Origin of the sequence: Salmonella sp. 5800, from assembly GCF_046558195.1 — a bacterium.
Classification (GTDB): domain Bacteria; phylum Pseudomonadota; class Gammaproteobacteria; order Enterobacterales; family Enterobacteriaceae; genus Salmonella; species Salmonella enterica.
In genome coordinates this window covers 146,489-160,346 of sequence record NZ_JBGDOX010000011.1, presented here as the reverse complement: position 1 = coordinate 160,346, position 13,858 = coordinate 146,489, and the positions used below count along the sequence as shown (strand labels likewise).

Annotated in this window: 14 protein-coding genes; 1 reads left to right on the top strand and 13 read right to left on the bottom strand. The window is 55.4% G+C overall.

The window, feature by feature from the left end:
- From ccmA to napF, 8 genes are all read right to left on the bottom strand, one after another.
- Positions 1 to 542 (bottom strand): cytochrome c biogenesis heme-transporting ATPase CcmA (gene ccmA, locus ACLJZ5_RS18940; protein WP_410959006.1); only part of this gene is annotated, 542 nt, incomplete at its 3' end.
- A gap of 20 nt (positions 543 to 562) precedes the next feature.
- On the bottom strand, positions 563 to 1,165 hold the full coding sequence (napC, locus tag ACLJZ5_RS18935) for a cytochrome c-type protein NapC (protein WP_000431778.1): 603 nt from the start codon (positions 1,163 to 1,165) through the stop codon (positions 563 to 565).
- 9 nt (positions 1,166 to 1,174) lie between these two features.
- Positions 1,175 to 1,624 (bottom strand): nitrate reductase cytochrome c-type subunit, encoded by a 450-nt coding sequence (gene napB, locus ACLJZ5_RS18930; protein ID WP_000835182.1) that lies wholly within the window; start codon positions 1,622 to 1,624, stop codon positions 1,175 to 1,177.
- A 115-nt stretch (positions 1,625 to 1,739) separates the two neighbouring features.
- Entirely contained in the window at positions 1,740 to 2,609 is an 870-nt protein-coding gene (gene napH, locus ACLJZ5_RS18925; protein ID WP_001727140.1) for a quinol dehydrogenase ferredoxin subunit NapH, read from the bottom strand.
- Positions 2,596 to 3,291, bottom strand: coding sequence for a ferredoxin-type protein NapG (gene napG / locus ACLJZ5_RS18920; RefSeq protein WP_024798089.1), 696 nt, complete (start codon positions 3,289 to 3,291; stop codon positions 2,596 to 2,598). Before napG ends, napH begins: the two co-directional genes overlap by 14 nt.
- 6 nt (positions 3,292 to 3,297) lie before the next feature.
- Positions 3,298 to 5,784 (bottom strand): nitrate reductase catalytic subunit NapA, encoded by a 2,487-nt coding sequence (gene napA / locus ACLJZ5_RS18915; RefSeq protein ID WP_000778097.1) that lies wholly within the window; start codon positions 5,782 to 5,784, stop codon positions 3,298 to 3,300.
- Complete coding sequence (napD, locus tag ACLJZ5_RS18910) at positions 5,781 to 6,044, bottom strand: chaperone NapD (protein ID WP_023218378.1); 264 nt, start codon at positions 6,042 to 6,044, stop codon at positions 5,781 to 5,783. The genes napA and napD overlap by 4 nt, the downstream gene beginning before the upstream one ends.
- Positions 6,034 to 6,525 carry a ferredoxin-type protein NapF gene (gene napF, locus ACLJZ5_RS18905; protein ID WP_000228070.1) on the bottom strand — a complete coding sequence of 164 codons (492 nt, stop codon included), beginning with the start codon at positions 6,523 to 6,525 and terminating at the stop codon, positions 6,034 to 6,036. The genes napD and napF overlap by 11 nt, the downstream gene beginning before the upstream one ends.
- Positions 6,526 to 6,938: 413 nt before the next feature.
- On the opposite strand from napF, the gene eco reads away from it, so the two are divergent.
- Positions 6,939 to 7,433: a serine protease inhibitor ecotin gene (gene eco, locus ACLJZ5_RS18900; RefSeq protein ID WP_023138044.1), complete on the top strand. Its 495-nt coding sequence runs from the start codon at positions 6,939 to 6,941 to the stop codon at positions 7,431 to 7,433.
- A gap of 208 nt (positions 7,434 to 7,641) precedes the next feature.
- On the opposite strand, the gene ACLJZ5_RS18895 is transcribed toward eco, so the two are convergent.
- From ACLJZ5_RS18895 to ACLJZ5_RS18875, 5 genes are all read right to left on the bottom strand, one after another.
- Positions 7,642 to 9,285, bottom strand: a complete 1,644-nt coding sequence (locus tag ACLJZ5_RS18895; protein ID WP_024798088.1) for a multidrug ABC transporter permease/ATP-binding protein — start codon at positions 9,283 to 9,285, stop codon at positions 7,642 to 7,644.
- 75 nt (positions 9,286 to 9,360) lie between these two features.
- A complete protein-coding gene (gene alkB / locus ACLJZ5_RS18890) occupies positions 9,361 to 10,011 on the bottom strand; it encodes a DNA oxidative demethylase AlkB (protein WP_000884991.1) in 651 nt (216 codons plus the stop codon).
- Positions 10,012 to 10,013: 2 nt separating this feature from the next.
- Positions 10,014 to 11,075: a bifunctional DNA-binding transcriptional regulator/O6-methylguanine-DNA methyltransferase Ada gene (gene ada, locus ACLJZ5_RS18885; protein WP_000975970.1), complete on the bottom strand. Its 1,062-nt coding sequence runs from the start codon at positions 11,073 to 11,075 to the stop codon at positions 10,014 to 10,016.
- An 80-nt stretch (positions 11,076 to 11,155) separates the two neighbouring features.
- Positions 11,156 to 12,208, bottom strand: a complete 1,053-nt coding sequence (gene apbE / locus ACLJZ5_RS18880) for an FAD:protein FMN transferase ApbE (RefSeq protein ID WP_000784313.1) — start codon at positions 12,206 to 12,208, stop codon at positions 11,156 to 11,158.
- A gap of 114 nt (positions 12,209 to 12,322) precedes the next feature.
- Positions 12,323 to 13,459: a porin OmpC gene (locus tag ACLJZ5_RS18875; RefSeq protein ID WP_000865526.1), complete on the bottom strand. Its 1,137-nt coding sequence runs from the start codon at positions 13,457 to 13,459 to the stop codon at positions 12,323 to 12,325.
- Positions 13,460 to 13,858: the final 399 nt, after the last annotated feature.

Genomic DNA, 13,858 nt, shown 5'->3' with positions numbered 1-13,858 from the left:
GTGAGAATGACCATCCCGCCCTGCGCCGTGTGCGCCGCCATCCGCCGGGTGAGGCGCGCCACGCCGTTAACGTCAATAGCGGTGAACGGCTCGTCGAGCACCCACAGCGCGGCGCGGGTCAGCCACAGGCGGGCCAGCGCCACCCGGCGCTGCTGCCCGGCCGAAAGCCGGGCGACCGGCACGTCCTCAAATCCCGCCAGCCCGGCCTGCGCCAGCGCGTCCGGGAGGCGCGCGCCGTCGCCGGGGTGGAAAAAGTGCAGGTTCTCCCGCGCCGTCAGGCGGGATTTAATCCCCGGCTGGTGCCCTATCCACAGCAGGCCGGAATGGAAGCTGTCACGCACGCGGCGCAGGGGTTCGCCCTGCCAGTACACCTCGCCGCCGTCCGGGCGCGCCAGCCCGGTCAGCAGGCGCAACAGGGTGGTTTTTCCGGCGCCGTTGCCGCCGGTGACCTGCACCCACTCCCCGGCCTCCACGGTGAACGACAGCCCGCGAAACAGCGTCCTCTCGTCCCGCTCGCAGTACAGATCTCTGGCTTCAAGCATTCCCACTCATCAACGTCCTGTCAGAAACCTGGTTTAACATCACGCATATCCGGCAGTTTATGCGCGATCCCTTTGTGGCAATCGATACAGGTCTGTCCATCTTTTACCGCCTGATCGTGCATTTTCGCCGCGACGCCTTTTTGCGCGGTCAGATCCATAAAGTCGAAATTGTGGCAGTTACGGCATTCCTGCGAGTTGTTGTCTTTCATGCGCCGCCACTCATTTTGTGCCATTGTCAGGCGATGAGCTTCAAATTTCTGCGGTGTATCTATCAGCCCAAATACCTTCGCGTACAGCTCTTTACTGGCTTTGATCTTACGGATCATCTTCGGCCCCCACTCATGCGGCACATGGCAGTCAGGACAGGTGGCACGAACGCCGCTACGGTTGTTGTAGTGGACGGTTTCCATATACTCCTCATACACCGTGTTGCGCATTTCATGGCAGCTAATACAAAACTCTTCGGTGTTAGCCTTTTCCATTCCGGTATTGAAGCCGCCCCAGAAGATGATGCCGCCGATAAAACCGATTAACAGCAGCGTCCCCAACGCCAGGCGGCTGGGGCTGCGCCACCATCGCCAGACGCGCTTTATCCAGCCGGGTTTACGGTTAGAATTTTCCATAATGACCTCTTATTTCCCGTAACCTTGCGAGGGGGTAAAGGTATTGTCGATAATCGGCGCGGTATCAGACTGCGGTACGTGGCACTGCAGGCAGAAATAACGACGCGGCGCGACGTTGCCCGACACTTTACCGTCGCTGTCCATAAAGTGCGTCGGACTGATACGCGGCGCGCCCGTCGTACGATAACTTTCCACGCCGTGGCATTGCAGACAGCGGTTGGTATTGGTCGTCACCTGGTAGCCCTCGACGCTGTGCGGGATCATCGGCGGCTGGTTGACGTAATTTAGCGGCATACGTTCCTGCTCTTTCGGCATACGAATCGCCCCTTCCTGCGTCCCGGATACTTCCGGCGACTGGCTCAGATCCACTCCGTTTGCCGCCCAAACCGCACCACTTACCACCAGGGCAAGCGTGGCCATCCATTGACACAGCGCTTTCATCAGGTCATGGCTTTTCATTGTTTCGCTCCCGAACTCCATCGCATTTACACTTCATCCTTCGAGCTGCCTCTTTGTTGGCTGTGCTCGAAAATCCCAGTCACATCGTTATCTATGCTCCCGGGGATTTCCTCGCTTACCGCCGCGATGCATCCCGAATGATGTTGTGTATCGTTATTGTAAAAACATCCTCAGAACAGACATCCACGCAGCGACCGCAGGTCATGCAGTCGCGGTGAGTGACCTGCGCCGGGCTTTGCTCATCCAGCACCGGCGCACGTAGCACATGCGGTTCCGGGCAAACATGAAAACAATCCATACAGCGATTACATTTCTCACGTTTTTTGGCCGTCACGGTCACTACGCCTTTACTGCCCAGCACGCCATACAGCGCGCCCATCGGGCAAATATGCCCGCACCAACCGTGCTCAACGACTAATAAATCAAATAAAAACAAAGCAATAATCAGCAACGCGCCGCTACTAAATCCCATAATCAGACTACGACCTAACAGCGACACGGGATTAATCCATTCCCACAGCAGCGTGCCGGTCAACGCCGAACCGATTAACACCACCACCAGAAGGACGTACCGTATATGGCGTGGAATCGTCGCAGACTGGTTCAGGTCAAATTTCCTGCGCATCCAGTTAGCCAAATCGGTAACGGGGTTTAGCGGGCAAACCCAACTGCAAAATAATCGCTTTCCCGCCAGCGCATACAGCACAGCGATAATCACTGCTCCCGTCAGCGCCACGGTAGCGGGAAGATGTCCACTGGCGAGACTTTCCAGGGTAATCAGCGGATCGGTCAACGGGAGGGTATCGAACAGCAAACTACTGCTGTAGTTGCCATGCAAAACCCAAAAGCCCAGCCACGGGCCGCTGAGAAACATCCCCAGCACCATAAACTGGCTGATACGGCGTAACACCAGCCAGCGGTGGCTACGCCACCAGCCTTTTTTCGCCAGCGCTTCTCGCCCGGCGTCGCGTTTACGATTTGCCATCTTTCCCCTCCAGCCAGCCGAAGCGGTAATGGTGTCCTAACTCCCCTTTCGCCAATGACAACGGCAACACTTTTATCGCTGGTTGCTCCAGTACGCAGACTTTTTCGCATTTGCCGCAGCCGGTACAGGCGTCGCTGTGTACGGTGGGCAGAAAGCGCGCATGTTTGCCGGTGCGCATGTTGCGATCCAGCTCCAGCGTGATGGCCTCATCGATTTTCGGGCATTCGCGGTAACAAACGTCGCAGCGCAGCCCCTGAAAGTTGAGGCAGTTTTCCTGATCCAGCAGCACCGCCAGCCCCATGCGCGAGTCATCAATGGAGGCGATATCTTTATTCAGCGCCCCGCTGGGGCAGACTTTGGCGCACGGAATGTCTTCACACATTTCGCAGGGGATGTCGCGAGCGACGAAATAGGGCGTGCCTGCCGATAGCCCGGAGGCCAGCGTCGCCAGTTTTAGCGTGTCGTATGGACACGCCTGAACGCACTGCCCGCAGCGCACACAGGCGCTGGCGAAGACATTTTCATTCAGCGCGCCAGGCGGATGCAGCCGCACGCCCGTTGCGCGCGCGGTTTGCTGTTGCAAGCCCAGCGCCACGCCAACCGCCGCCAGCCCGCCCGCAGTGCGCACAACATCACGCAGGAAGCGGCGGCGGCCATTTTGGGGTTTCGCTGTACGGGACATAACGCGTTACACCTTCGCCAGCTTAACGGCGCACTTCTTGAAGTCCGTCTCTTTAGAGAGCGGGTCCGTCGCATCCAGCGTCAGGTTGTTCACTAGCTGAGCGGCATCGAAGAACGGCATATACACCAGTCCCTGCGGCGGACGGTTACGTCCACGCGTTTCGACAATCGAAATCACTTCGCCGCGGCGGGACGACACTTTAACCTTATCCCCACGACGCAGATCGCGCGCTTTCGCATCCAGCGGGTGAATAAAGACCACTGCTTCCGGGAAGGCGCGATGCAATTCAGGCACGCGGCGCGTCATACTGCCGGTATGCCAGTGTTCCAGCACGCGACCGGTGGAAAGCCACAGATCGTACTCGTTGTCCGGCGACTCCGCCGCGGGTTCAAATGGCAGCGCGAAGATCACCGCTTTGCCATCCGGTTTACCGTAGAATTTGTACCCTTCCCCCGCTTTTACATACGGGTCGTTGCCTTCGCTGTAACGCCATTGCGTCTCTTTGCCTTCGACGACCGGCCAGCGCAGACCGCGCGCGTTGTGGTAATCGTCGAACGGCGCCAGATCGTGCCCGTGGCCACGTCCAAACCAGGCGTATTCTTCAAACAGCCCTTTTTGCAGATAGAAGCCCAGCTCACGAGACTCATCGTTTAACTGATCCTCTTTCAGCTCGCTCAGCGGGAATTTGCTGACCGCAGGCGTGGCGAACAGAACGTCATACAGCGTTTTACCGCGCAGCTCCGGCTTCTGGGCCAGCAACGCCTCCGGCCAGACCTCCTCGGTTTTAAAACGACGGGAGAACTGCACCAGTTGCCAGAGGTCGGATTTAGCTTCGCCCGGCGCTTTAATTTGCTGACGCCAGAACTGCGTGCGGCGTTCGGCGTTGCCGTAAGCGCCTTCTTTCTCAACCCACATGGCGGTCGGCAGGATCAGATCCGCAGACAGCGCGCTCACCGTCGGGTAAGGATCGGAGACAATGATAAAGTTACGCGGATCGCGCCAGCCCGGCATTCGATCTTCATTGATGTTCGGCCCGGCCTGCATATTGTTATTACACATTACCCAGTAGACGTTCAGCTTGCCGTCTTTCAACGCACGATCCTGCGCCACCGCATGTAAACCCACTTTTGCCGGGATAGTGCCAGCGGGGATCTGCCAGTGTTTTTCGCAGATATCACGGTGTTTTTCGTTCGTCACGACCATGTCTGCGGGCAGACGGTGTGAGAAGGTTCCCACTTCACGCGCCGTACCGCAGGCGGAAGGCTGGCCGGTCAGCGAGAAAGGACCGCAGCCAGGCTGGGAGATTTTTCCGGTCAGCAGATGGAGGTTGTAAACCAGGTTATTCGCCCACACGCCGCGGGTATGCTGGTTAAAACCCATCGTCCAGTAAGAGATCACGCGCTTATTCGGATCGGCGTAGAGCTGCGCCAACTGTTCCAGTTGATCTTTCGGCACGCCGGTCATTTCAGCGGTCTTGTCCAGCGTATATTCCGCCACGAAGGCTTTATACTCGTCGAAGCTCATCGGCTCGGAAGCGTCGGAGCCCGGATTCTTCGCCGCTTTTTCCAGCGGGTGCGTCGGGCGTAAGCCGTAGCCGATATCCGTCGCCCCTTTACGCAGGTTCACATGCTTTGTGAAGAAATCCTGATTTACCGCGTTGTTCTGAATAATGTAATTCGCGATATAGTTAAGGATCACCAGATCGCTTTGCGGGGTAAAGACAATACCGTTGTCCGCCAGCTCAAAGCTACGGTGCTGGAAGGTGGAGAGGACAGCGACCTTCACATTCGGGTCGGACAAACGGCGGTTAGTGATGCGCGACCATAAAATCGGGTGCATCTCCGCCATGTTGGAACCCCACAGCACAAACGCATCGGCCTGCTCGATATCGTCGTAGCAGCCCATCGGTTCATCCATGCCAAAGGTGCGCATAAAGCCCACCACCGCCGAGGCCATGCAGTGACGCGCGTTCGGGTCGATGTTGTTAGAGCGGAAACCAGCCTTGAACAGTTTCGCGGCGGCATAGCCTTCCCAGATGGTCCATTGACCCGACCCAAACATGCCGATCGCTTCTGGTCCTTTCTCTTTCAGGGAGGTTTTAAACTTCTCTTCCATCACATCGAAGGCCTGTTCCCAGCTCACCGGCGTAAACTCGCCGTCTTTGTGATAGCTGCCGTCTTTCATGCGCAGCATCGGCTGCGTCAGACGATCTTTGCCGTACATGATTTTGGGCAGGAAGTAGCCTTTAATGCAGTTCAGACCACGGTTGACCGGCGCGTCGGGGTCGCCCTGGCAGGCGACCACACGGCCCTGCTGCGTTCCCACCAACACACCGCAACCCGTTCCGCAAAAACGGCACGGCGCTTTATCCCATTTGATGGCTTCCTGCTGCCCGACAACGGCGCGGGCGACGCCCGGCACGCTCAGACCGGCAGCCGCCGCAGCGGCCGCAACGGCGTTAGCTTTCATAAAGCTACGACGACTGAGTTTCATGGTGTTTCCTCACCTTGCTCATCCTGCTGGTGATAAACCAGCGACACCGCCAGTACGCCCTCGACATTGCGTACTGACTCAATTGTTTGCATCAGCGTTTCACTCTGATCTGCTTCCACCACCACGATCAGTTGCCCGCTTTCAATGTCGCTTAACGCGACTTCGCAACCCGGCAATGTATTCAACTGTGTGCCAATGGCGGCGGTGTTCTGACTTTTGGCCTGCACGACCAGGCTACAGACCTGCCAGTTAGTGCGCATGGTGGTTCTCCGCTTTGATGGCTGACACGGGACAGATAGCCACACACGCCCCACATCCGTTACAGGCCTGCGAGTCAAGCTGCGGCTGGTAAATGCCGGATAGCGTGGGACGAAAGGTAATGGCCATAGGTTCACAACTGTCCTGGCAGCGATGGCATTCAACCGATTGCCTGGCGAGGCAGTTTTCCGTGAGCGTAAAAACCAGATCCCAGGCCCTGGTGTGGCGCGGAAGAAAAAGCGATTCGGTACAGGCCTGCGCACAGGCATAACAAAAGCTGCACTCGCCCCGTTTGAAATCTACGCTCGGATATCCCCCCGCCCCTCGCTGCAGGATGTCGGCCTCACACGCCTGGATGCAGGCGTCGCAACGCAGACAATGTGCGAGAAAATAGGTTGTTTCTCTGGCCCACGGCGGAAGAATCCCATTGCTGGCGTTGCGCCAACTGCCGGTCAACATGCTTCGACGGGATAAATCAACCATGATATCGCCCTTCCATAACGACACGCTTCCATAGGGAGTGAATACCAATAAAAACCGTACAATTTATGAGTAGTTGTTTTTGTAAATAAGATATTTCAGGATGTGTAAGAGATGCATACCCCGATAGAGGTAAATGCTGTTGCCGGATCAAAAGAGTGCCGGGTAAAGACCCGTAAACGTGCTTTTTCTCACATTTCAATGAGTTATATAGATGCTTATATAACGAAAATCACTAATAGTTGATAATTTCATTTACATTATCAATATCGGAATATTCCACTATATAAAAAGACGCTATTTTATTAATAATCTTGAAAATATGAGTAAATACAGATTAATAGATAATATGAATGTGTTAATCTGTTGTCCGTGCATACCGAAAACAGCAGAAAGGAAATACTGTGAACAATCAAATGAAGATGTTTGTCCCTGCCGTTGTCTTCGCCGCCCTCGCCAGCGCCTCTGCCTGGGCTAACAATGGTGATACCGCCCAGCCGCTGGAAAAAATCGCCCCCTATCCGCAGGCGGAAAAAGGAATGAAGCGGCAAGTGATAACCCTTACCCCTCAGCAGGATGAATCAACCCTAAAAGTGGAACTGTTGATTGGCCAAACGCTGAATGTGGATTGTAACCAGCATCGCCTCGGCGGCACGCTGGAAACAAAAACGCTGGAAGGCTGGGGCTATGACTATTATGTCTTTGATAACGTCACCTCTCCGGTATCAACCATGATGGCCTGCCCTGACGGTAAGAAAGAGCAAAAATTCGTCACCGCCTGGCTGGGTGAAGACGGGATGCTGCGCTACAACAGCAAGCTGCCGATCGTGGTGTATACCCCGGCGAATGTGGACGTGAAATACCGCATCTGGAAAGCGGACGCTAACGTACAGAACGCCGTCGCGCGATAATGTTACGCTGCCCGGTCACACTTACCGGGCATCTGAACATGTCGACTCACGCAGCGCTCCGGGGTTCTTTTTAAAACACGTCTGGAGCCCCGCTCGCCCGCCGCAAGAAATAACCCGATGCCTGGTGGCGACGCGTGGCATCTTATCAGGCCTACCCGCGTGCGGACGTAGGGCTGCCATCAGGTGGTTCATCCGGCGCCATAGTCCATTACGCAGTACGCGCAACCGCATCACGCGAGGCGGCGTCACGTTCGTCGCCGGTGAGTTCGGTTAGCTGTCCGTTACGCATTTCAAGCAGACGATCGGCGTGAATAAAATAGTGATCATCATGGCTGATGGCGAAAATGGTTTTGCCCATTTCCTGCATTAACGGCAACAGTACCTGATAAAATTCCCGGCGGAAATGCGGGTCCTGATCGGCGGCCCACTCATCCAGCAAAATAATATCGCGCTCTTCCGCCAGCGCCAGCAGCAGCGCAATGCGCTTTTTTTGCCCTTTCGACAGTTTAAGATTCAAAATGCGCCCGTCGTTTAGCTCCAGCTTGTGCGTCATTTTCAGGTGCTCAAGCCACTTTTCGACCAGCGCGGGATTGGCGGGTTTCCCCTGCGGCCCCAGCAGGCGGTCGAATAACCACACATCGGTAAACACCGCAGAAAACAGTTTGCGATAATCTTCCGGCTGTCCGGCGGCAATAGGTTGACCATCAAGTAAAATCGTTCCCGATTGCGGCTGGTATAATCCGGTCAATAACATGGCCAGCGTCGATTTCCCGCTACCGTTGCCGCCAATTAAAAACAGCAGTTCGCCGCGGTGAATCGTCAGGTTGATGGGCCCCACGGAAAACGCGTTATCCTGATAGTGAAAAACCACGTTGCGCAGCTCCAGCGTCTTCCAGTCGGGAAAGGCTTTCGGCTGTGGAAAATCAGGCTTATACGGGGCGAGCGCGAATTTATTCAGTTTATTAAACGCCACCTGGGCGGTCAGTAGCGTTGGCAACGCCCCCACCGCAGACAGCAGCGGCGTGCGCAGGAACAGCAACGTCAGTGAATAGGTCGCCGCGACGTTGGTATCCGCCCAGCCGAGACTATTCGCCATCCAGAAGACCAGGCCTATCGCTCCCAGCATCATGATATTCGACCAGTTGACGGCGCTCAGGTGAAAAGTATCGGCACGGATAATGTGATGACGGTACTCTTTGGCGTCCGGGGTATAACATTGCTGAAAAATCTGCTCCGCACGCTCGCGGTTTAGCGTCAGCTCTTTGCGTCCTTCCAGCACCGTCTGATAGTCGTTGTACAGCTTATCTTCGGTCTCGCGCAGGGTCGCCATATGCTGGTAAACCCGCGCCACCAGCACAAATCCGCCCCAGATAGTGACCGCCATCCAGATAGCCGTAACCAGCAGCATTTTTGTCGATAGCATCGCCAGATACGCCGCCGAGCCGACGGTGAGGATAATGCCCTGCACCAGCTCAGGCAGACGCACAAAGGCGATAGTAATATTGCGAATATCGCTGGTCAGACCGGCCAGTAAAGAGGCGCTGCCCAGTTGCTCAATGCGTTCAACGTGTGTATCCAGAATGCGCTTGATAAATTCGCTGCGCAGGCGGTAAATGAAATGGTGTCCCAGAGTGGTGAGCGCCAGTTGGGAACCTAATGTGACGACCATTAGTAACAGGAGCAGACCGAGAAATTCCGGCAGCACCATGACGGTGGTGTCCACCGTTTCAATCAGGCGCTGATTGATAAACGCGATCAGGCCAATCCCCAGCGCCGCGCTGGCGAGGCTCAGCGCCATCACGCTAATAAATGGCCAGCGGTACTGCCGCCAGACAAGAATAAGAAGTTCCATGCATACAACCCGGACCGATAATAACAGCCCGCAGTTTAACTAACTCCACCTGCACAGCAATAATAATTCTTATTTTTATTCTTTTTCAGCCGCCTGACGGAAGGTGAGATTGTAACGAAATTCACCGGTCATGGGATGAAAGCCCGCTTTAAGCGGCTGGATACCATGATAAAACAGCCGGGACTCGCCGCCCCAGACCACGATATCGCCATGCTCCAGTAAGATCCGCTGGAGCGGATCGCTGCGACGCAGGCCGCCAAACTGAAAAACCGCCGGCACCCCCAACGAAACTGAGACGATAGGCGCGCGCAGATCCGGCTCGTCTTTATCCTGATGCAGCGACAGTTTTGCGCCGGGCGCGTAGCGATTGATCAGGCAGGCGTCCGGTTGGAAGCTCGCATACCCTGCCGCGATTGCCGCCTGACGACATACGCTGGCAAACGATAACGGCAGCGCAGGCCAGGGTTTATCGGTCAACGGATCGCGCACGGCATAACAATAACCGTGACGATCGGTAGTCCACCCTAACGCGCCGCAGTTGGTCATCGCCACCGACATGGTGTAGCCGCCCGGCGTCACCATCTGACGAAACGGAGACTGACTGGCGACAAACCCGATATCGTCTAATAGCGACTGCGCCGCGCGAAACGCAAAGCGGCGCAACACCACCGCGCCAGGCGCCAGGGGCTCTTGCCAGGGCGCTTCATCAGCAAATAGATCCAGCATTGCTACTCCTCTTTTTGCGCTTCTCGCTTTAATAGCTGCGCTTTTCGACGCACGCCCCAACGATAACCGGAGAGCGCGCCATCGCGACGCACGACCCGATGACACGGGATCACCATCGCCAGTTTATTCGCGCCGCACGCGCTGGCGACCGCGCGTACCGCCGTGGGTTTACCGATAGTCGCGGCAAGCTGTTGATAGCTTACGGTTTCGCCGCAGGGAATCGCGCATAACGCCTGCCAGACCTGCTGTTGAAACGCGGTTCCCTGGATATCCAGCGGCAACGAGAGCAGCACATCGCGTGTGTTGATAGCCGCGACAACCTGCCGCACCCGTTGCTGAAAAGGCGCGTCAGCAGGTTCGTGGCGGGCCGCCGGGAAAAGGGTGTGTAATTCAGCCAGTAGCGCGTCGTCGCTATCACCGGGGAGAATCGCGCAAATCCCCCGCTCGCTCTCCGCCACCAGGCACCGTCCGTAAACCCAGTCCGTCAGCGCATAGCGAACGGAGACATTATCGCCGCCTTTGCGAAACTGTTTTGCCGTCATGCCCAGCGTCTGGTCGGCATGACGGTAGTAGCTACTGCTATCCGGGAAGCCAGCGCGGTAAATAGCCGCCGTGATCGGCTCTCCTTTCGCCAACGCCTCACGCAGCCGCCGGGCGCGCCACGCCTGCTGCCACCCTTTCGGCGTCATTCCGGTGCTCGCTTTAAACAGACGGTGCAGATGAAACGGGCTCATCGCCACCGCCTGCGCCAGAGACGCCAGCGTTACCGGCGTCTCCTGCTCAAGCAAACGGCAGGCGCAGGCAATCTTATCCAACCGCCGTTGCTGCGCGCGCGCATTATCCGGCTGACAGCGCTTGCAGGGGCGAAAACCGGCGTCCAGCGCCTGCTGCGCGTTGGCAAAAAAGCGAACATTTTTACGTAACGCCCGCTTCGAGCGACAAGAAGGGCGGCAAAAAACGCCGGTGGTTCGCACCGCAAAAACGAAACGCCCATCCGCGCTGGCATCGCGCGCCTGCACCCGCAGCCAGCATTCATCATCGGTAAGTAACGCTTTTTTCATCATAGACTCCTTCATTAAGCATAGTGCTTGCTTACATGCAGTGTGTCCGTAAATCCGCCCACAAAAACCCGTAATCTTGCGTTTTAATTCTTATCGCTCACCAGGAACGTTTTGAACTGCGGCGACATCCAGGTTTTAAAGCCTTCACCTTCTTTCATGATCATAAAGACCGCCAGCCCTTCCCGCCGCACGACCTCTTGCGCCTTTTGCGTACCAAGCACCATCAGGCCGGTGTCCCAGCCGTCCGCTTCCAGCGCCGTTGGCGCAATGACCGTAACCGATACCAGGTTGTGTTCAATGGGGCGCCCCGTTTGCGGATCGATAACGTGCGAGACACGCTTGCCATCCAGCTCATAATAGTTACGGTAGCTGCCGGAGGTGCTGATGCCATGCCCGTTGATATCCACAATCGCCTGCACCGCGTTTTCCCGGTCGGTCGGCTTCTGAATCGCGACGCGCCACGGCTGCCCCTGCGCATTCATCCCGCGGCTGCTTAATGCGCCCCCCACCGAGACCAGATAACGCGCAATGCCCTCCTGCTCCATCAGTCGCGCCAGATGATCCGCCGCATAGCCCTCCCCGACCGTGGAGAGATCAACATAAAGATCCGGCAGATCTTTTTGCAAAAACTGATGTCCAGCCCTGTCGATAACCTGCAAATGTTGCAGGCCTGTTTTCGCTTTTGCCGCATCGATTTGTGCTGGTGTTGGGATATGCAGCGGCTGCCGATCCGGCCCAAACCCCCACAGATTGACCAGCGGGCCCACGGTGATATCCATCGCGCCATCCGTCTTCGCGCCAATACGCAGCGCCGAGGTCACGATATCCGCCATGGCTTCGCTGACCGGCCAGGGCGCAAGGCTGCGTGAATGGTTAAAACGCATCAACGCGGAGTTATTTTTATAGGTAGAAAGCAACCAATCATCAGCATCAAGCTGAGTCTGGATTTTAGTCTGTAACTCTGCGGCGCGTTTCGCATCGATACCAACCACGCTCACCCGCCAGAGGGTCCCCATCGTTTTACCTTCCAGCACCTGAGCGGCAGGTGACGCTGTTGTCGTTTCGGGAGCCTCATCGCAGCCCATAAGTAAAAAAGCCGCCGCCAGACACACGGCCCGGCAAAAAGTCATTTTCATCGCTGTTTATCCTCATTCGAATGGACGCAAGCGTATATCAAAACGTCGTATTTGTACGCCGGAATAAGGCATGAAAAAAGGGCCCGCAGGCCCTTTAGCAACATCTTTTGCTGATTAGAACTGGTAAACCAGACCCAGCGCTACGATGTCGTCGGTGTTGATGCCCGCATCGCGGGTAAAGTCGTTTTTATCCAGCAGGTTGATTTTGTAATCAACATAGGTGGACATGTTTTTGTTGAAGTAGTAAGTCGCGCCGACATCAACGTATTTTACGATGTCCTGGTCGCCATAGCTGGCGCCGTAGCCGTTGCTGATGTCCTTACCTTTAGACTGCAGGTAAGCCACAGACGGACGCAGACCAAAGTCGAACTGGTACTGAGCAACCACTTCAAAGTTCTGCGCTTTGTTGGCAAAACCGTAAGAGGTGGACGGGTTGCTACCGTTAGAGGTACCAAAACGGGTTGCGTTATAGGTCTGAGAATACTGCGCTGCCAGATAGATGTTGTTCGCATCGTATTTCAGGCCGCCGGTGTAAACCGTGGCGCGATCGCCGTTACCATACAGGCGAGCGTTAGCGGTGTTGTTCTGATCGGCAGTACGTTTAGACGTGGTGATAGCGCCACCGACAGAGAAGCCTTCGCCGATTGCATAAGTCAGCGATCCGCCGTAACCGTCACCGTTCTGGTTCAGCAGGCTGCGACCGTTGGTGTTTTCACCGCTCACGCTGCCGTTTTTGCCCTGATACTGCAACGCGAAATCCAGACCATCCACCAGGCCGAAGAAGTCGGTGTTACGGTAGGTGGCATAGCCGTTACCACGCTGCTGCATAAAGTTGTCAGCGCCGTAGGTGTCGCCGCCGAACTCCGGCAGAACGTCGGTCCAGGAGGTCACATCATAGGTTACGCCGTAGTTACGACCATAATCGAAGGAACCTGCGTCAGCGAATTTCAGACCCGCAAACGCCACACGCGTCCAGGAGTCGTTGCTGCCTTCAGTCTGGTTGCCCTGAATCTGATATTCCCACTGGCCATAACCGGTCAGCTGATCGTTAACCTGCGTTTCGCCTTTGAAGCCGATACGCATGTAGGTCTGGTCGCCGTCGCTGCCTTTGTCGTCAGAGAAGTAGTGCAGGCCATCAACTTTACCAAACAGGTCTAATTTGTTGCCGTCTTTATTATAAATTTCAGCCGCATTCGCTGCGCCCGCCACCAGCAGAGCTGGTACCAGGAGGGACAGTACTTTAACTTTCATGTTATTAACCCTCTGTTATATGCCTTTATTGCTTTTTTATGCCACTGCTTACTGGTTAACCCTCATTAACCAGTCGGCAAGTCCATTCTCCGCAAAAATACAGAATAATCCAACACGAATATGATACTAAAACTTTTAAGATGTTACAGTTATCTACATAGATGTTTCAAAATATGAATTTTACGGAACTTTTTTAAAGCAAAAATCAAGTAAAAATAAGCACAAATAGACAAAATATATTCACGAAACTTTTAAAATCAACGGGTTAAATTGATGAAATTCATAGCACTGAATGATAAAACAGAATCTTCATTCGCAACTAAAATAGTGACCGCTATCATCATTAACTTTATTTATTACCGTCATTCACTTCTGAATGTCTGTTTACCCCTATTTCAA